We start from the raw sequence: 18,812 nt of genomic DNA, 5'->3' as shown, positions 1-18,812 counted from the left end.
CTACGCGCCCCAGGCCTCGAACTCGTAGATGCGGGCGGCCGGGTCGCCGGTCTGGGTCGGCGTGTTGACCACCAGCCGGACGTACCGGGCGGTGATGTTCACCGGGTGGGTGGTGGTGCCGGCCGTGTTCCCGGTGACGTCGGCGACGGTCGTCCAGGGGTCGTTCGCGCCGGACCGGACCTGGATGGCGAAGTCACGGGTGTTGTACGAGGCGCTCTCGCCGCCCGCCGCCGCGTGCTTGACCACGAACTTCGACAGTTGCTTCGCCGAACCGAGGTCCGCCTCCAGCCACTTGGCGTAGGTCAGCGCGCACCACTTGTCGCCGGTCCCGCCGCTGACGCTGCCGTTGACGGCCTTGGCCGGGCCCTCGTTGGCGTTGCACTGGCCGGAGGCGGTGGCCGGGCGGTTGAGCGCCAGGTTGACGGAGGTCGGCGGGGTGCCGTTCCAACGGACAGTCGTGGAGGCGGCAGTGGAGCGCCCGTAGGTGGTGGACACCGCCTCGACGTCCAGCGTGGTGGCGTTCTCGTTGCCGGCCCGGTCGAGCCGCCCGACGAAGTACGCGTCGTTGGGCGTAGCGCCGAGGAAGCTGCGGCTGCCGTCCGCGTTGCGCCGGTAGACCTCGTAGTGGTGCACGTTGCCGCCGGGCGCCGCCGTCCAGGACAGCCGCAGGGACTGGCTGGTACCGGCCGTCACGTCGCTCGCGCCGAGCACGGTGAGGCCGGCCGGGGCCGCCGGGGTCTCCACCGCACCGTCGTAAAGGGCGATCTGTCCGACCCGGAGGTCGTACGCCGGGTCGCTGCCCTCGACCCGCAGGGCGATCTGGGCGACGGTGCGGCCCGCGTACGGGGAGAGGTCGAGGGTGTGCCGTTCCCAGCCGCTGCCGGTGTTGGCGCCGACGTCGACCGTGGTGAAGCTGCTCGGCGAGTCCGTGAACGACACGGCGGCCTTGAGCTTCGTGGGCCCGGCGGCCGGGGTCTTGACCACCAGGTCCAGCCTGGTGTTCGCGGCGACCGGCAGCTTGGTCTGGTACAGCCGTACGGTGTTGGCGGCGTCGAGCTTTCCGCTCAACCGCAGCGAGGAGCCGCCCTGGTAGGCGTCGGTGAAGTCGACGGACGGGGTGAGCCTGCTGCCGGTCGACTCCACCATCCAGCGGTAGGTGGGCGGGACGTCCTGGAGCGAGAGGTTGTTCCAGCCACCGGTGGCGACCCGAGTACCGGCCGCGTTGTAGAAGTCACCCTGCCCCGTGTCGAAGTTGGTGACGAAGGGCTTGGCGGTGATCGGCGAGGACTCGGCCACGTAGCCGGCCAGGCCGGGCCAGCCCGCCGAGAGGTCGATCCGGGACGGGTCGCTGTTGGCACCGACCCAGTAGCGGGCGTCCTTGGCGTAGAAGTCGGCGCGGTCGGTGGCGGACTTCCAGGTCCACTCCGGGCGGTAGAGGCCGAGCGAGGTGGTGTGCGGCTGCCCGGACGGGAAGAGGGCGGACCAGTCCACGCCGGTGTTGTAGCCGTTGGCCTCGGTGTCGATGCCGGAGTAGAGGTCGTACTCGCTGCGGCCGAGCTGCCGGGCCAGCGCCCGGGAGGAGTTCAGGCCGCTGGCCGACCAGCCGAAGTTCAGGAACATCGAGTCCGAGGTCCGCTTGGAACCCTCTTGCAGGAAGGGCGAGTTGGCGGAGGTGAGAGCGTTCTGCCAGTTGACGGAGCCGGAGGTGGTCATCGCGTCGTACCACATGAACTCGGTGCCGCTCTGCGCCTTGGTGTACTGCATCAGGTTGCGCACTTCGCCCGCCAGCGCCGAATCGCCGCCGCCGGTCTCCTGGTTGATGAACCAGCCGTCGAAGCCGTAGTACTGCGCGGCCTGGACGAGCTTGTCGGCGACCGGGTAGCGGCCGCCGGACTTCTGGACGAAGTCGCGCACCCACTGGAGCTGGCCGCCGTACGCGCCGGGCGGGAAGAAGACCGTGCCGTACACCTTGACGCCGTTGCGGTGGGCGGCGTCGATCACGGTCGGGTTGGGGGCGAGGATCAGGCCCTCGCCGGCCGAACCGCCCCAGAACACCAGCTTGTCGACGTACTGCCAGTAGCCGAAGGCGTAGTAGTTGGGATCGGCGGAACCCTGCGAGGGGTTGTTGGAGGTGGGACCGAAGGAGACCAGGGAGGCGATCTTCCCCTCGCCGGCACGGGCGTTGGGGTTGGCCCGCAGTGCCGGGTCGCCGGTGCGCGGCTGGAGCGGGACGCGGGAGCGGTTGAAGCGGGCGTCCGGGTCGGTGGCCGGGTCCCAGGTCAGGATGCTGTTGGGGTACCAGTACGAGGCGAAGGGCTGGGTGCCCGAGCCGGCGGTGACGGCGGGCGCCGCTGCGGGTATCGGGTCGGCCCGGGCCGCGGGGACGGCGGTCAGCGCGGCCGTCGCGAGGGCGGCGCCGAGCAGCAGGGGGAGGCGTCGTGACATGCGGTGGCTCCGATCGAGCGGAGGAGGGTGGGGGCGGGCCCGCCGTCGCGGACGGGCCCGACTGCATGCGGGCGTGCCGGTGCTGGATCGAGTGGGGGTCGCGCCGCCGCCGGGCTTCCTCGGCGCACGGGAGCGCACGGGAAGGTACGGGAACGTACGGGCGCGGCGGAGAGCGGGACGGGCGGCGGAAGCCGGACGGAGTGCGGCGGAGCGCGCCGAGCGGAGCCGCTCGGCGCTGCGAGGCTAAACCGGTTCAGAACCGCTGTCAACGATGCGCGCAGCATCCACCCGGCCGGGGGAATCCGCGACGGAACCGGAGGGCGAACCGGCCGCGGAACCGGAAGGCGGCCCGGCGGGCGGCCCGGCGGGCGAAGCGCCGGAGGAGGCCTCCGGGGAGCCGGCGGCCGCGCCGCCCGGCGGCGAGGTGGACTCCCGCACGGTCAGCCGCGGCGTGGGCATCTGGAGGTCCCGCCCCGGCCCGGCCTCGTCCAGCGCCGCCAGCAGGCTGCGCGCGACCTGCTCCCCGAGCGCGAAGGTGTCCCGGCTGAGCGCGGTCAGCGGCGGGTGGACGATCCGGGCGAGCACCGAGTCGTCGAAGGAGACGATGGACAGCTCGCCGGGCACCGCGACGCCCATCTCCCCCGCCACGCCGAGCCCGGCGACGGCCATCACGTCGCTGTCGTAGACGATCGCGGTGGGCCGCCTGGCCCGGGACAGCAGGGTCCGGGTGGCGGCCGCGCCCTCGGCGTCGCTGAAGTCGGTGGGGACCGACACCGCCTCCTCCAGCCCGAGCCGGCGCGAGGCGTCGCGCAGTGCGCGGATCCGCCGCTGGGTGTGCTGGAAGTGCGGCAGCCCGGCGAGGTGGGCGATCCGGCGGTGCCCGATGGCGGCCAGGTAGTCGACGATCGAGAGCATCGCCTCCCGGTCGTCGGCCCAGACCCGCAGCTGGTTGCCGCCCTTGCCGGGTCCGCCCAGCACCACCGCGGGCAGCCCGAGTTCGTCGAGGACCGGCAGCCGCGGGTCCTTGACCTGCAGGTCGACCACGATGAAGCCGTCCACCCGGTGCTCGGAGGCCCAGCCCCGGTAGACCTCGATCTCGGCGGCGGTGTCCTCGACCACCATCAGGTGCAGCGCGACCGCCCTGGCCGAGAGCACCGCCTGGAGCCCGGACAGCAGTTGGCTGAAGAACGGCTCGACGCCGATGGTGCGGGCCGGCCGGGCGATCACCAGGCCGACGGCGTCGGCCCGGGCTCCGCCGAGGGCGCGCGCGGCGCTGTGCGGGCGCCAGTTCATCTCCTCGGCGACTCCCAGGATCCGGGCCCTGGTCGCCTCGCTGACGCCGGGGCGGCCGTTGAGCGCGAAGGACACCGCGCCCTTGGAGACACCGGCCCGGCGGGCGATGTCGGCGATCGTCGGTCTGCCCACTGAACCCGACTCCTTCTCTTGACATCCAAGTTTAGGCGGGAGCATAGTCCCTGGCATAGCTAGACCGGTTTAGTTAGTCAGGTTGCGGAATCCGGCACAACCCCCGAGCTCGGCACGATCCCCCACCCACCCCCAGGACCGGGAGACCCTCATGCGAAGAATCTGGGCGGCACTGACCACGACCGCGCTCGCCACCGCCGCGCTCACCGGCTGCGGACTCGGCTCCGGCGACACCAAGGACAGCGACGCGGTGGCGAGTGCGGCCGCCACCGGCGAGGTCAAGGGCAAGGTCTCGCTCCAGACCTGGGCGCTCAAGCCGAAGTTCACCGACTACATGCAGGGCGTGATCGACGGCTTCAAGAAGAAGTACCCCGGCGTCGAGGTCGACTGGCTGGACCAGCCCGGCGAGGGCTACTCCGACAAGGTGCTCAGCCAGGCCGCCGCCGGCAGCCTGCCCGACGTGGTCAACCTCCCGCCGGACTTCGCCTTCCCGCTGGCGAAGAAGGACGTCCTGCTGGACGTCGCCAAGGCCGACCCGAAGCTCGCCGAGGAGTACGTCCCCGGCGGCGTCGACGCCTACCGGTTCAACGGGTACCAGGGCACCTTCGGCTACCCCTGGTACCTCAACACCGATGTGAACTACTGGAGTTCGGAGCTCCTGACGAAGAACGGCCTGGACCCGCAGAAGCCCCCGGCCAGTCTGGACGAGCTGATCGCCCAGGCCCGGACGATGAAGGAGAAGTCCGGCGGCCAGACCTATCTGATGAGCCGCAAGCCGGGCATCGGGGACCTGTACAACATCGGCGTGAAGATCATGTCCGACGACGGCAAGTCCTTCACCTTCAACACCCCCGAGGCCGCCGCACTGCTCGACAAGTACCGCGACGCCTTCAAGGAGGGCCTGATGCCGAACGGAGTGCTGACCGACACCTACGCCGGCAACTCCAAGCTCTTCAGCTCCGGCACGGTGGCCTGGACCACCGGCGGCGGCAACTACATCACCAGCCTCGCCACCGACAACCCGACCCTCGCCCCGAAGGTCGTCTCCTCCCCCGCGATGGCCACCCCGCCGCTGTACGTCCAGGGCCTGTCCATCCCGAAGAACACCAAGAACCCGGCCGCCGCCGTGGCCCTCGCCCGCTGGGTGACCAGCCCCGAGAACCAGGCCGCCTTCGCCCACCTGACCAGCGTGTTCCCCTCCACCAAGGCCTCCGCGAACGACCCGTTCTTCAGCAGGAGCGACGGCACCAACGCGGGCGACGCCAAGGTGATCGCCTTCACCTCGCTCGCCAAGGCCAAGCTGATCCAGCCCGTCGAGGTGGACGACGCGATGGGCACCGTCATCAAGCAGCAGTTCGCGCTGGCCATCAGCGGCGACACCAGCTCCAAGCAGGCGCTGGACACCGCCGTCGAGCAGTGCAACAAGCTGCTCAAGGGCTGACCCCACCGGGCCCGCGGCGCCGCACCGGCACCACCTCCCCGCACCGGCGCGACCTCCCGCGCCGGCACACCCTCCCTGCGGCGCCCCACCCCTCGTACCGGCGACCAGCGGCGGGCTCCCCCGCGCCCGCCGCTCCCGGGAACCGCCCGCACCACCCCCAGGCCCCAGGAAGGCACGGCATGACCCACCGGCGTTGGTTCACCCCCTGGCTGCTCGCCGGGCCCGCGATAGTCTGGCTGGCCGTCTTCAACCTCTGGCCGGCCGTCAACACGGTGATCCTGTCCTTCACCAACGCCAAGCCCCTGGGCGGCGGGCGGTTCACCGGACTGGAGAACTTCGGCCGGCTGCTGGACGACGAGCAGCTCGCCGACGCCCTGCTCAACAGCATCGTGTTCATGCTGGTCTGCCTGCCCCTGCTGACCGTCCTGCCGCTGCTGCTCGCCCTGCTGGTGCAGCGCAGGATTCCCGGCATCACGTTCTTCCGCACCGCCTTCTACACCCCGGTGATCGCCTCCGCCGTCGTGGTGGCGCTGATCTGGGGCTGGGTGCTGGACGAACGGGGCCTGGCCAACGGTCTGCTGCAGCAGGCCGGGCTGGCCGGCTCCCCGGTCGCCTTCCTGACCGATCGCTGGCTGCTGCTGTTCAGCGCGATCGCCCTGACCGTCTGGAAGGGCCTCGGCTACTACATGGTCATCTACCTGTCCGCGCTCGCCAACGTCCCGCGCGAGCTGCACGAGGCCGCGGCCGTGGACGGCGCCGGCCCGCTGCACCGGTTCTGGCACGTCACCCTGCCCGGGGTGCGCCCGACCATGATCCTGATCTCGGCGCTGATCTCGGTGAGCTCGCTGCGCGTCTTCTCCGAGCTGTACGTGCTCTCCAACGGTCTGGGCGGCCCCGGCGGCCGGGACATGTCGGTGGTGATGCTGATCCAGATGTACAGCCGTGGCTTCAACGGGCACCTGGGCTACGCCTCGGCGCTCAGCCTGCTGCTGTTCGTCGTCACCCTCGGCCCGATGCTGTTCCTGATGCGGCTGAACCGGAAGGCGGCCTGACCCCCCCATGACCACCGTCCGTACGCCCCGGTCCCACGACGCGACCACCGAGCCTGCCGGCCCCGCCGGCCCCGCCGGGCCCGCCAGGCGCTCCCGGGGCTTCAACACCCCCTCCACCGCGCAGACCGCCGCCCGCTACCTGCTCCTGGTGCTGGTCCTGCTGCTGGTCATCGGCCCCTTCCTGTGGCAACTGTCCACCTCCCTCAAGGGCCCCGCCGAGGACGTCTACACCCGCACCCCGAGCTTCCTGCCCGACCAGCCCACCCTGGGCAACTACGGCAAGGTCGCCGACGTCATCCCGGTGTGGACCTACGCGCTCAACTCGGTGATCGTCGCCGTGGTCTGCATCACCGGCAACGTGGTCGGCTGCACCCTGGCCGGCTACGCGCTCGCCCGGCTGCGCTTCCGCGGGGCGAAGCTCGTCCTCGGCCTCTTCCTCGCCACCCTGATCCTGCCCGGCGAGGTCACCATCGTCTCCCAGTACGTGCTGGTGCGCGGTCTCGGCCTGGCCGACAGCCTGGCCGGGGTCGCGCTGCCCGGCTCGATCGCGATGCTCAACGTGCTGCTGATGCGCACCGCCTTCGCCGCCGTCCCGGCCGAACTCGACCAGGCCGCGCTGGTGGACGGCGCCAACGTCTGGCAGCGGCTGTGGCACATCGGTCTGCCGAACGTGCGCGGGATGCTCAGCGTGATCGTGATCTTCACCTTCATCGGCGCGTGGGACGACTTCCTGTGGCCGCTGATCGTGCTCAACGACCCGCAGAAGTACACCCTCACCGTCGGGCTCCAGTACCTCAACGGCACCTTCTCCGCCAACCCCCGGCTGATCGCGGCCGGCACCATGATCGCCTTCCTGCCGATCGTCGTGGTGTTCGGCGTCTGCCAGCGCTTCTTCTTCAAGGGCGTCGAGGAGGGAGCCGTCAAGGGATAGCCCGCCCCAGGGATGGCCCACCATCCGTACGCCCCGAACCCGTTGAGGAAGCTCTCCGATGGCCACCGCCCCCCGCTTCGGCGTCAACTACACCCCCAGCGCCGGCTGGTTCCACCACTGGCTCGACTTCGACCTCGACGCCGTGCGCGCCGACTTCGACTCCATCGCCGCCCTCGGCCTGGACCACGTCCGGGTCTTCCCGCTCTGGCCGGTCTTCCAGCCCAACCGCACCCTGATCCGTCCGCGCGCCGTCGAGCAGCTGACGGCCCTGGTGGACGCGGCCGGCGAGCGCGGACTGGACGTCGCCGTGGACGGCCTGCAGGGCCACCTGTCCAGCTTCGACTTCCTCCCGTCCTGGACGCGGACCTGGCACCGGCGCAACATCTTCACCGACCCCGAGGTGCTCGACGGCCAGGCCGCCTACCTGCGCACCCTCGCCGGGGCGCTGCACGAGCGGCCCAACTTCCTCGGAATGACGCTCGGCAACGAGATCAACCAGTTCTCCGGCGCCCCGCACCCCGACCCGGACCGGGCCACCCCCGCCGAGGCGGAGGCCTGGCTGCGCCGGATGCTCGACGCCTGCGAGCAGGGCGCCCCCGGCCGGCTGCACCTGCACGCCTCGTACGACGCGGCCTGGTACCTGGACGAGCACCCGTTCACGCCCTGGCACTCGGCCCGGATCGGCGCCGCGACCGCCGTGCACTCCTGGGTGTTCAACGGCACCGCCCAGCGCTACGGCGCGCACTCCACCGCCACCGCGCAGCACGCCGCGTACCTGGTCGAGCTGTCCAAGGCCTGGGCGGACGACCCGGCCCGCCCGGTCTGGCTGCAGGAGGTCGGCGCGCCCGCCCCGCACATCACGGCCGAGGACGCCGCGCGCTTCACCGGCGCCACCGTGGAGGCCGTCCTGGACTGCCCGGACCTGTGGGGCGTCACCTGGTGGTGCTCGCACGACGTGGACCGCTCGCTCGCCGACTTCCCCGAACTGGAGTACAGCCTCGGCCTGTTGACCACCGACCGGACGGTCAAACCGGCCGGTGCCCGGCTCGCCGAGGCCGCCGCCGAGGCCCGCCGCTCCTGGCAGCCGCCGAAGCCGCGCAGCACCGCCGTGGTGGTCGCCACCGGCGACGAGGTCACCTCGCCCGGCCGCTCGGTCTGCGGCCCCGGCGGTTCGGCGTACGAGGCGTTCATGCGCCTCGCCGAGGCGGGCGCCCGCCCGACCGCGGTCCTCGCCGAGCGCGCCGAGGACCGCGTCCACCTCGCCGCGCGCGGCATCACCGAGGTGGTCCACCCCTGCGACGTACGTTCTCTCTGACCGCGACCCAGCCCGCAACCCAGCCCGCAACGGAGCCCGCTGACATGCACGATGACCGCACCCTGGTCGAGTCCCGCCTCAAGCGCGTCCTGGACGAGCGCATTCGCCCGGCCGTGTACCCCGAGTCCGTCCCACTGGAGGTCGGCATCTGGACGGCCCCCGGCGAGCCCGTCCCGGTCGCCGAGGGCCTGGCCGCTCCGCGCACCCCGATCGCGGTGGGCGACGCCTGGGGCGCGCCCTGGGGCACCAGCTGGATCACCGTGACCGGTACCGTCCCCGAGGCGTGGGCCGGGCGCACCGTCGAGGCGCTGATCGACCTCGGCTTCGACGCCAACATGCCCGGTTTCCAGTGCGAGGGCCTGGTCTACCGCCCGGACGGCTCCCCGGTGAAGGGCCTCAACCCGCAGAACCAGTGGGTGCGGATCGCCGCCCCGGCGGCCGGCGGCGAGCAGGTGCTGCTGCACGTCGAGGCCGCCTCCAACCCGGTCATCCTGGACTATCACCCGTTCCTGCCCACCGAGTTGGGTGACAAGGAGACGTCCGGCGACCAGCCGCAGTACAAGCTGGCCCGGATGGACCTGGCCGTCTTCGACGAAACGGTCTGGCAGCTGGTGCTGGACCTGGAGGTGCTCGGCGAGCTGATGGCCGAGCTGCCGGTGGAGGGCGCCCGCCGCTGGGACATCCTGCGCGCGGTCGAGCGGGCGCTCGACGCCGTCGACCTCCAGGACGTCAACGGCACTGCCGCGGCCGCCCGTTCGCAGCTCGAAGGGGTGCTGGCCGCGCCCGCCGTGCCCTCGGCGCACCGGATCAGCGCGATCGGCCACGCGCACATCGACTCGGCCTGGCTCTGGCCGCTGCGCGAGACCGTCCGCAAGGTGGCCCGCACCACCGCCAACATGACGGCGCTGCTGGAGGACGAGCCGGACTTCCGCTACACCATGTCCCAGGCCCAGCAGTTCGCCTGGATCAAGGAGCACCGCCCCGAGGTGTACGCGCGGGTACGGAAGGCCGTCGCCGAGGGCCGGTTCGTCCCGGCGGGCGGCATGTGGGTGGAGTCCGACACCAACATGCCGAGCTCGGAGGCGATGGCCCGGCAGTTCGTGCACGGCAAGCGGTTCTTCCTGGACGAGTTCGGGGTGGAGAACCACGAGGCCTGGCTGCCGGACACCTTCGGCTTCACCGGCGGCCTGCCGCAGATCATCCGCAACGCCGGTTCCAAGTGGCTGCTGACGCAGAAGATCTCGTGGAGCCAGATCAACAAGTTCCCGCACCACACCTTCCTCTGGGAGGGCATCGACGGGACCAGGATCTTCACCCACTTCCCGCCGGTGGACACCTACAACTGCTCGATGAAGGGCAGCGAGATCGCCCACGCGGCGAAGAACTTCAAGGACAAGGGCGTCGCCCGGCACTCGCTCGCGCCGACCGGCTGGGGCGACGGCGGCGGCGGCACGACGCGCGAGATGGTCGCCAAGGCGGCCCGGATGAACGACCTGGAGGGCTCGGCCGTCGTCCGCTGGGAGAACCCCGCCGAGTTCTTCGCCAAGGCCGAGGCCGAGTACCCGAACCCGCCGGTCTGGGTCGGCGAGCTCTACCTGGAGCTGCACCGGGCCACCCTGACCAGCCAGGCGAAGACCAAGCAGGGCAACCGGCGCAGCGAGAACCTGCTGCGCGAGGCCGAACTCTGGTGCGCCACCGCCACCTTGCGCACCGGCGCGGACTACCCGTACGAACAGCTGGACCGGATCTGGAAGACGGTGCTGCTGCACCAGTTCCACGACATCCTGCCCGGCTCGTCCATCGCCTGGGTGCACCGCGAGGCCGAGGCGACGTACGCGGCGCTGGCCGACGAGCTGGAGGGGCTGATCGGCGCGGCCCAGCAGGCACTGGCCGGGGCGCCCTCGGGCGGGCGCGAGCTGGTGTTCAACGCGGCGCCGCACACCCGCTCGGCGGTGCCGGGCGGCGGGGCCGGCACCACCGCCCCGCCGAGCGGAACCTGCGAGGCCGTCGAGCGCGCCGAGGGCGGCTTCACGCTGCGCAACGGCCTGCTGGAGGTCGTCGTGGACGCGGACGGGCTGATCGCCTCGGTGGTCGAGCTCGCGACCGGCCGGGAGACCGTCGCCCCCGGCGGCCGGGCCAACCTGCTCCAGCTGCACCCCGACTTCCCCAACATGTGGGACGCCTGGGACGTGGACCAGTTCTACCGCAACACCGTCACCGACCTGACCGGCGTGGACTCGCTCACCGCCACCGCGTCCCCCGCCGCGGCCTCGGCGCGGATCACCCGCTCCTTCGGCTCCTCCACCGTCGTCCAGACCCTCACCCTGCCGGCCGGCGAACAGCGCGTGGACATCGACACCGAGGTCGACTGGCACGAGACCGAGAAGTTCCTCAAGGCCGCCTTCCCGCTCGACGTCCACACCGAGCGCTACGCCGCCGAGACCCAGTTCGGCCACCTCTACCGGCCCACCCACACCAACACCAGCTGGGACGCCGCCAAGTTCGAGGCCTGCAACCACCGCTTCGTCCACTTCGACGAGCCCGGCTGGGGCGTCGCCCTGGTCACCGCCTCCACCTACGGCCACGACGTCACCCGCACCGTGCGCCCCGACGACGGCGGCACCACCACCACGGTCCGCTTCTCGCTGCTGCGCGCCCCGCGCTTCCCCGACCCGAGGACCGACCAGGGCCTGCACCGCTTCCGGCACGCCCTGGTGCCCGGCGCGGCGATCGGCGACGCCGTCCGCGAGGGTTACCGGATCGGCCTGCCCGAGCGGCGGGTCACCGGCAGCGCCGAGCAGGTCGCCCCGCTGGTGGAACTGGACAACGACGCCTTGGTGGTGAGCGCCGTCAAGCTCGCCGACGACCGCAGCGGGGACCTGATCGTCCGGGTCTACGAGGCCGGCGGCGGCCGCGCCCGGGGCCGGCTGACCACCTCCTTCCCGCTGGCCGGCGCCGTCCCCTGCGACCTGCTGGAGCGGCCCTGGGACGGCACCCGCGGCGAGGTGTCCGTCGAGGACGGCGCGGTGCGCCTCGCGCTGCGCCCGTTCGAGCTGGTCACCCTGCGCCTGCGGGCCGCGGCCTGACGTCTACGCTGTTCGGCGCCCCGGCCCCGCGGCCGGGGCGCCGCCCCCCTACTTCCTGGAGCCCACCGTGCCGCTCACCCCGCTGTTCGCCGCCCTCGACATCGGCGGCACCAAGATCGCCGGGGCACTGGTCGACGCCGACGGACGGCTGCGGCACCGGCTCCAGCTGCCCACCCCGGCCGCCGAGCCGGGCGCGGCCGTGCTCGCCGTGGTGCACCGGGTGCTGGACGAACTCTCCGGCACGGCCGACTGGGCCGCCGTGACGGCCGTCGGAATCGGCAGCGCCGGCCCGGTCGACCTCGCCGACGGCACCGTCAGCCCGGTCAACATCCCCGGCTGGCGCGGTTTCCCGCTGGTCGCCGAGGTCGCCGCGCACCCCGCGGTGGCAGCGCGCACACTGCCCGTCCGCCTCGCCGGGGACGGCGTCGCGATGGCCGCCGCCGAGCACTGGCAGGGCGCGGCCCGAGGCGCCGGCAACGCGCTCTGCCTGGTGGTGTCGACCGGGGTCGGCGCCGGACTGGTCCTCGACGGCGCGGTCCGCCCCGGCCCCAGCGGCAACGCCGGCCACCTCGGGCACATCACCGTCGACCTGGACGGCGAACCCTGCCCGTGCGGCTCGCGCGGTTGTCTGGAGGGCCTCGCCAGCGGCACCGCCATCGCCCGCCGGGCGCTCGCCCAGGGCTGGCAGCCGGTGAACGGCGACCGGACGGCCCGCGCCGTCGCCGCCTCCGCCGCCGCGGGCGATCCGCTCGCGCTCGCGTCCTTCGACCGCGCCGCCCAGGCGCTGGCCGCCGGGATCGCCGCCACGGCCGCCCTGGTGGACCTCTCCCGGGTCGTCGTCGGCGGCGGCGTGGCCGGCGCCGGGGACGTGCTGTTCACCCCGCTCGCCCGCCACCTGGACCGCTACGCCGCCCTCTCGTACATTCGCGGCCTGGACGTGCGCCGCGCCGAACTCGGCACCGACGCCGGGCTGATCGGCGCGGCCGCGCTCTGCCGCTGAGCCTCCCCGGAGCCGCCCGCATGCCGCCGACCGCCCTTCCGCCACCCGCTTCGCCGCGGCCCGCTCTCCCGCCGTTCGCCCTCCTGCGGAACCCCGTCCGCCGCTACGCCTGGGGCTCGCCCACCGCGATCCCCGCGCTCACCGGCGTCGCGCCCGACGGCGGCCCGCAGGCCGAACTCTGGCTGGGCGCCCACCCGTCGGCGCCCTCCCTGCTGTCCGGCCTCGGCGGCGACAGCGCCGGTGTCGGTGTCGGACAGCAGCCGCTGGACCGGCTGATCGAGGCCGACCCGGAAGGCCTGCTCGGACCGGACACCGTACGGCGGTTCGGCCCCGCGCTGCCGTTCCTGTTCAAGGTGCTGGCCGCCGACCGGGCGCTCTCCCTCCAGGTCCACCCCACCCGCGCCCAGGCCGAGGCCGGGTACGCGGCGGAGCAGGCCCGGGGCATCCCGGCGGACGCGCCGGAGCGGGTGTTCAAGGACCGCGGGCACAAGCCCGAACTCATCTGCGCACTCGGCGACTTCGAGGCCCTCTGCGGCTTCCGGCCCACCGCCGCCACCGCCCGGCTGCTGGACGCGCTCGGTGTGCTGTCCCCCTGGGCCGCCGCCCTGCGCGCCCGGCCCGCCGAGGCCGTGCTGCCCGAGCTGCTGCGCTCCGGGCCGCACGCCTCCGGCGGCGAACTCGCCGCCGTCACCGAGGCCCTGCGCCGCACGGCGGCCGCCGGTGGACCGTACGGCGCGAGCTGCGCCGCGTACGCCCGCCTCGCCGAGGAGTACCCCGGTGACCGGGGACTGCTCTCCGCGCTGCTGCTCAACCACGTCCGGCTCGCGGCCGGGCAGGCGCTGTTCCTGGACGCCGGGGTTCCGCACGCCTACCTGCGGGGCGTGGGCGTGGAGTTGATGGCCAACTCGGACAACGTACTGCGCTGCGGGCTCACCCCCAAGCACGTCGACGTGGACGGTCTGCTGGCGGTCACGTCCTTCCGGCCCGGGGAGCCGGAGGTGCTGGCGCCGCGCCGGCTCGGGGACGACCCGGGCTCCGGCTCCGGCACGGGTGGTGGAACAGCCACCGGAACCGGCGTCGAGGAGGTCTTCCCCTCCCCCGCCGCGGAGTTCAGGCTCTCCCGTCTGCGCCCCGGCCCGGCCGCCGCCCGGGTCGACCTCCCCACCCCGCAGATCCTGCTCTGCGTCTCCGGGCAGGCCCTGCTGCGAACGCCCGGCGGTGCCGAACTCACCCTTCCGGCGGGCGCGTCGGCCTACCTGCGCCCGGGCGCCGGGCCGATCGAACTGACCGGCCCGGGCGCGGAGCTGTTCCGGGCCACCACGGGGTAGCGGCACCCGACGGCCGCCCGGCAGGGAGCCCGAGAGACACGCCTCAGGCCGGTGCCGGGTGGCCGAACAGCAGGTCGTAGCCGTCCGGGAGTTGCTCGATCACCTGGTCCAGCAACTCCCCGGGGACCAGGTCGGCGACCGCGCTGAGCACGGCCCCGATGTCCCACTGCACCGTCGCCGGGGTCGCCCCGTCGATCCACCCCACCACGGCCTGCACGAAGCGTTCGGCGGTCAGCGGCTCGGCCGCGGGCACGGCGTCGCGCAGCAGCGAGGCGTAGCCGACGGGCAGCGCATCGGCGAGTTCGACCCGCGCGGACCCCACCAGGTGCTCACCGAGCAGGGCCAGTACGACCCGGGCGGCGTGATCCGCCTCGGCCTCGCCCCGGTACTCGCCGCGCTCCACGACGCGGGCGAGGAAGTCCTCCCAGGAGATGGTCATCGCGTCCTCCTTCCGGTCGGCGGGCTCCGGCCGGACCGGTGGCCTGCTCACCCCGGGCCAGGAGGGGGATCGCAGCCCGTGACCACCGTGGGACGTACCGGTGCCCGTGCTGCTCAGCGTAACTCGCCCCGGCGCCTTCGGAACCGGCCTTCCGCCGTGGACCCGCGGAACCGTGCCTGCGGACGGCCGGGAAACACCGGCCGCCGGGGCTCCGGAACGCTCGGGGGCGCAGGGGAGGGCCGGGGGTGCGGGGGAGGGCCTGGGACGCGGGGAGAACCCGGGACGCCGTGCGGTGGGGAAGGCCGGCCCCGGCGGATCGGCGCCGTCGTCGATCACGCCGCCGGCCCGCGGCGGGGGCTCACCCCGCCGAGGCGTGGCACCGCCTGCGCGGCCGCCGGGAGGGCGCCATCGCACCGGCGGCCGCGCCGCCCGGTACGCGCTGCGCCGGGGTCGTCGCGGTCACCGCCGCCGCGGCCACCGTCGTGGCGGCACCCACCACCGCCGGGGCCGGGGCCGTCACCGTCGCCGGGGCCGTCACCGTGGTCGCCGCGGTCACCGTCGTGGCCGCCAGGACCGCCTGGGCGCGGGCCGCGTCCGCCATAAACGCCGAGAGAAAGATCCGCTCGGCCGGGCTCAGCGCCCGCGAGCGGCCGGATTCGCGGTCCCGCGCGACCACCACGGTCCGCGCCCGCATAAAGGTGAGCCGATCCCGGCAGACATTCACCTCGACCTGCACCGAACTGCGCCCCAGCCGTTCCACGGCGAGTCGCACCGACAGCGGCTCGGGCCGGTGGTGCAACTGCTCCAGGTAGTCGATCTCGTGCCTCGCGATAATGAATCCGGAGGAGAACAGCGATTCCCTCACCGCGGTTTCGTGGTGACGGAACAGGTCGTAAATCCCCTCCTGGACGTAGCCGACCAGACGGGCGTTGTTGATGTGCCCGTTCTCGTCGACGTCGCTCCACCGGGTCGGGCAGGACAGCACGTGCACGCCCGGCTGCACCGCGTTCACGGCCGGGTCAGCCCGGCACCGGCGGGGAGCAGCGCACGCTGCAACCTGGCGTAGTAGCCGGAGTGTTCGGCCGCCATCCGGGCCGCGGTCCACCCCTCTTCGGCGGCCTCGGCGGCGGCCTGGACGACGAGGCTGTCCAGTACCGCGTCGACCGCGCGGCACAGATCGTGAACGGCGGCGAGCCGCTCGGTCACATCGGCCCCGCTTCCGGCGTTCCGGGACGGGAAGGCGGCCAGTGATTCCATCGCGAGCTGGAGATCGTCCACTCCGTCCGGCCGGTTTTCCGCAGGGAAATTCCGCATGTTTTTCTCCATGACTCATTCGGCCGTTACGGCCCAGTAGCTAGCGTTCGATTGCACCGGATCGGTGTCGACCCCCCGACCCCAAGACGCTATCCCAGCCGACCGGGGGCGACGGATGGTTTGCGGACCGCGACGGGAAACTGACCCCCATCGGAGTAGTTTGTCGGTGTACACAATATGCCCCATCAGCCGAATGCCGTCCGCATTTCGGGTGGTATCTCCGACGCGCGCCCCGAGATCGGCGCCCCGCAGTCCAAAGTCTGCTACCAGCCACTCCACCACCTCGCCTTGTACAGATGCGTGCCGCGCAGCGACCGCGCCCCATCGGGCCGGTGCAGGGTGATCACCGAGGTGCACCAGTCGCACGGAGCGGCGTGCTCGGGCGCCACCGTGAGCAGCCGGCCGGTGCCGGGCTCGTCACCGACGCTCTTGACGTCCCGCTCGGCGGCCGGATCGGCCAGGTGCACGGCGGTGAAGCGGTCGGTGGCCGGGTCGAAGCGCCACAGGCCGGCCAGCGAGGTCACCCAGAACTGCCCCGGAGCCGCCAGGACACCCGCCAGGTCGTGCCCGCCGCGCCCCGGCAACGGGCTGCTGCGCACCACGGTGAGGGTGGGCGCGGCCGGGGTACCGCCCACCCTCAGCGCGCTCAGCGACGTGTCGCCGAGCACCCAGAGCAGGCCGCTCCGCCCGTCCCAGTGCACCCCGTGCGCGCCGGGCAGCGGGAACTCCGCGTACGCGGCGGCCCGCGGACCCTGCGAGGCCGCGTACAGCCGCACCCAGCCGCCCGCGCTCGCCGCCACGGCCACGTTGCCGTCCGGCAGCAGCTCGATGCTGTGCGGGTTGACGGACGTCCCCAGGTCCGCCGCCCAGTGGACGCGGCCCACGGTCGTCTCCACGACGGCGGCCAACCCGCCGGAGGCCGTCGTCAGCAGGTAGCGGCGCCCCTGCCGGATACGGGACTTCGCCTCGTCCGGGTTCGTCCAGCTGCGCGCGGGCGTCAGATCCGCCAACTCCGGTGCCCGGTCGGCACTCCAGCCCCAGACCACCGGCAGCCGGCCCGGCCCGCGGTAGGCCATCAGCTCCTCGGCGCTCTGCAGCACCAGCACGCTCCGCGAGGCCTGGTCGACGACCGCCACCTGTCGGCCCGGCGACCTGGCCCACGCGCCGCTCCCGGGCACGCAGAGCAGCAGGGCGACCGCAAGGGCCGGCAGGGTTCTCCTCAGCACGCCTTCACCGTCGGTGCTGCGGGCCGACTCCGCTCGGCGGCACGTCCGAACGGACCATCGACGCGGCGGCCGCGGACCGGGCGACGCCGTCGGCGGATCCGGCTCGTTCACTGTCATCCGCACATCCTGGCCGGGCGACGGCACCGGCGGCCGCCGCCACACGGTCCGGCAGGCCGGGCCGTCAACCGGGCGCTGACCGCACTCCTCCAGCGCCCGGTCGACGGGCCGGTGTTCGGCGGCCCGTGCGGCGGCGACCCGGTGTTCGGCGGCTCAGCGCCCGGGGTCCCGACGTCCGGCGGCTCGTCGTCCGGCGGCTCAGCGCCCGGCGACCACGTCCGCGACCCGGGCGATCGGCGAGGTGGTGGCCCGCCCGTCCGCCTCCTGCCGGTCGGCGGCGTGGTACGCGGCGTACATCGCGTGCACGCCCAGCCAGCGCAGCGGCTCCGGCTCCCAACGCCGTACGGTGTGGCCGACCCACGGCAGCCGGGTCAGCTCGGTGTCCCGGCCGAGCACCAGGTCCCGCAGGGTGCGGCCGGCCAGGTTGGTGGTGGTCACCCCGCTGCCGACGTACCCGCCCGCCCAGCCGAGCCCGCTCACCCGGTCCAGCTCGACGGTGGCGCACCAGTCCCGGGGCACGCCGAGCACGCCCGCCCAGGCGTGGTCGATCCGGGCCTGCGCGGCGGCCGGGAAGAACCGGTCGAGGATCCGGCGGAGCTGGCGCACCGTCTCCACCTGGGTGCTGCCGTCCGAATCCGTCCGCGAGCCGAACCGGTACGGCACTCCCCGCCCGCCGAGCGCGATCCGGTCGTCGGCGGTGCGCTGGGCGTACATGTACGCGTGCGCGAAGTCGCCCAGCAGCTCCCGGCCCTGCCAGCCGGCCTCCGCCCAGAACCCGTCCGGCAGCGGCTCGGTGGCGACCATCGCGGAGTTCATCGGCAGCCAGGTGCGCTTCTCGCCGCGCAGCCCGGCGGTGAACCCCTCGGTGGCGCGCAGCACATGGTCGGCGGTGACGGTCCCGCGCGGGGTGACGGCGCGGGGCTTGCGGTAGCCGGAGCCGGGCAGGATCGCGGTGACCGCCGTACCCTCGTACACCTCGACGCCCAACTCCCGCACGGTGCGCGCGAGTCCGCGGGCGAGTCGGGCGGGCTGGATGCGGGCGCCGTACCGGGTCCAGCAGCCGCCGAGGGTGCCGGCGACGTCGATCCGCTCCCTCGCCTCCTTCTCGCCGAGCAGCTCGACGCGCCCCTCGCCGTAGGCCCGCTCGCCCTCGACATGGGCGCGGAGGCGCTCCAACTGCGGCTTGCTCCGGGCGACTTCGAGGACTCCTCCGCGGACGATGTCCGCCTCGATCCCCTCGGTCTCCGCTACACCGACGACCTCCCCGACCGCCTCGTCCATCACCCGCTGCATCGCCGCCGCGCGCTGCTGCCCGTACTTCCTGGCGAACGCGCCGCGGCCCGCGAAGCCGTTGTACAGCCAGCCGCCGTTGCGCCCGGAGGCGCCGTAGCCGCAGAAGCGCCGTTCGAGGACGGCGATCCGCAGGCCGGGGTCGGCCTTCTTCAGGTAGTAGGCGGTCCACAGCCCGGTGTACCCGCCGCCGACGACGCACACGTCGACGTCCCGGTCCCCCGGCAGCCCGGGACCCGCCTCGGGCACTCCGTCCGCCGCGTACCAGAACGACACCTCGCCGTTGACCGCCGCCACCGGAAACCTCCCACACCCTCGCCGACCTGCCCGGACGCTACCTCCGCGGGTCCGCCGCGGGCCACCCCTCACAGTGCAAGGATCGCCGCCGCCGATCAGCCACCCT

14 protein-coding genes are annotated in these 18,812 nt (G+C 73.3%); 7 read left to right on the top strand and 7 right to left on the bottom strand.

The features are described from left to right. Both ACZ6EM_RS17730 and ACZ6EM_RS17725 read right to left on the bottom strand, forming a co-directional pair. Complete coding sequence (locus ACZ6EM_RS17730; protein WP_465772708.1) at positions 1–2,445, bottom strand: endo-beta-N-acetylglucosaminidase; 2,445 nt, start codon at positions 2,443–2,445, stop codon at positions 1–3. Positions 2,446–2,688: 243 nt separating this feature from the next. After that, positions 2,689–3,870, bottom strand: a complete 1,182-nt coding sequence (locus tag ACZ6EM_RS17725; RefSeq protein ID WP_465772707.1) for a LacI family DNA-binding transcriptional regulator — start codon at positions 3,868–3,870, stop codon at positions 2,689–2,691. Positions 3,871–4,021: 151 nt separating this feature from the next. On the opposite strand from ACZ6EM_RS17725, the gene ACZ6EM_RS17720 reads away from it, so the two are divergent. From ACZ6EM_RS17720 to manA, 7 genes are all read left to right on the top strand, one after another. Next, positions 4,022–5,311 carry an ABC transporter substrate-binding protein gene (locus tag ACZ6EM_RS17720; RefSeq protein ID WP_359904768.1) on the top strand — a complete coding sequence of 430 codons (1,290 nt, stop codon included), beginning with the start codon at positions 4,022–4,024 and terminating at the stop codon, positions 5,309–5,311. 179 nt (positions 5,312–5,490) lie between these two features. Next, the gene (locus ACZ6EM_RS17715) at positions 5,491–6,363 is read left to right on the top strand and encodes a carbohydrate ABC transporter permease (RefSeq protein WP_359904771.1); all 873 of its coding nucleotides are present in this window, start codon (positions 5,491–5,493) and stop codon (positions 6,361–6,363) included. Between the two features lie 7 nt (positions 6,364–6,370). Next, positions 6,371–7,294: a carbohydrate ABC transporter permease gene (locus ACZ6EM_RS17710; protein WP_452178042.1), complete on the top strand. Its 924-nt coding sequence runs from the start codon at positions 6,371–6,373 to the stop codon at positions 7,292–7,294. Positions 7,295–7,352: 58 nt separating this feature from the next. After that, the gene (locus tag ACZ6EM_RS17705) at positions 7,353–8,609 is read left to right on the top strand and encodes a glycoside hydrolase 5 family protein (RefSeq protein WP_401052437.1); all 1,257 of its coding nucleotides are present in this window, start codon (positions 7,353–7,355) and stop codon (positions 8,607–8,609) included. A 44-nt stretch (positions 8,610–8,653) separates the two neighbouring features. Beyond that, a complete protein-coding gene (locus ACZ6EM_RS17700; protein WP_401052435.1) occupies positions 8,654–11,695 on the top strand; it encodes an alpha-mannosidase in 3,042 nt (1,013 codons plus the stop codon). Between the two features lie 67 nt (positions 11,696–11,762). Next, the gene (locus tag ACZ6EM_RS17695) at positions 11,763–12,695 is read left to right on the top strand and encodes an ROK family protein (RefSeq protein ID WP_401046692.1); all 933 of its coding nucleotides are present in this window, start codon (positions 11,763–11,765) and stop codon (positions 12,693–12,695) included. Positions 12,696–12,715: 20 nt separating this feature from the next. Next, complete coding sequence (gene manA / locus ACZ6EM_RS17690) at positions 12,716–14,023, top strand: mannose-6-phosphate isomerase, class I (RefSeq protein ID WP_401046663.1); 1,308 nt, start codon at positions 12,716–12,718, stop codon at positions 14,021–14,023. 43 nt (positions 14,024–14,066) lie between these two features. Here the strand turns inward: manA and ACZ6EM_RS17685 are convergent, their stop codons facing one another. The 5 genes from ACZ6EM_RS17685 to ACZ6EM_RS17665 form a co-directional block, all read right to left on the bottom strand. Beyond that, positions 14,067–14,462, bottom strand: a complete 396-nt coding sequence (locus ACZ6EM_RS17685; RefSeq protein ID WP_401046666.1) for a DUF2267 domain-containing protein — start codon at positions 14,460–14,462, stop codon at positions 14,067–14,069. A gap of 358 nt (positions 14,463–14,820) precedes the next feature. Then, positions 14,821–15,474, bottom strand: a complete 654-nt coding sequence (locus ACZ6EM_RS17680) for an acyl-CoA thioesterase (RefSeq protein WP_401046669.1) — start codon at positions 15,472–15,474, stop codon at positions 14,821–14,823. Then, complete coding sequence (locus ACZ6EM_RS17675) at positions 15,471–15,788, bottom strand: hypothetical protein (protein WP_380544493.1); 318 nt, start codon at positions 15,786–15,788, stop codon at positions 15,471–15,473. The genes ACZ6EM_RS17680 and ACZ6EM_RS17675 overlap by 4 nt, the downstream gene beginning before the upstream one ends. Positions 15,789–16,039: 251 nt before the next feature. Next, positions 16,040–17,002, bottom strand: a complete 963-nt coding sequence (locus ACZ6EM_RS17670) for a DUF6528 family protein (protein WP_465772706.1) — start codon at positions 17,000–17,002, stop codon at positions 16,040–16,042. A 315-nt stretch (positions 17,003–17,317) separates the two neighbouring features. Then, positions 17,318–18,706 carry an NAD(P)/FAD-dependent oxidoreductase gene (locus ACZ6EM_RS17665; protein WP_401046674.1) on the bottom strand — a complete coding sequence of 463 codons (1,389 nt, stop codon included), beginning with the start codon at positions 18,704–18,706 and terminating at the stop codon, positions 17,318–17,320. Positions 18,707–18,812 lie beyond the last annotated feature (106 nt).

Source organism: Kitasatospora sp. NPDC041917, assembly GCF_055589745.1.
The sequence above is the reverse complement of the archived record's forward strand: the minus strand, read 5'-3'. Positions and strand labels throughout refer to the sequence as shown.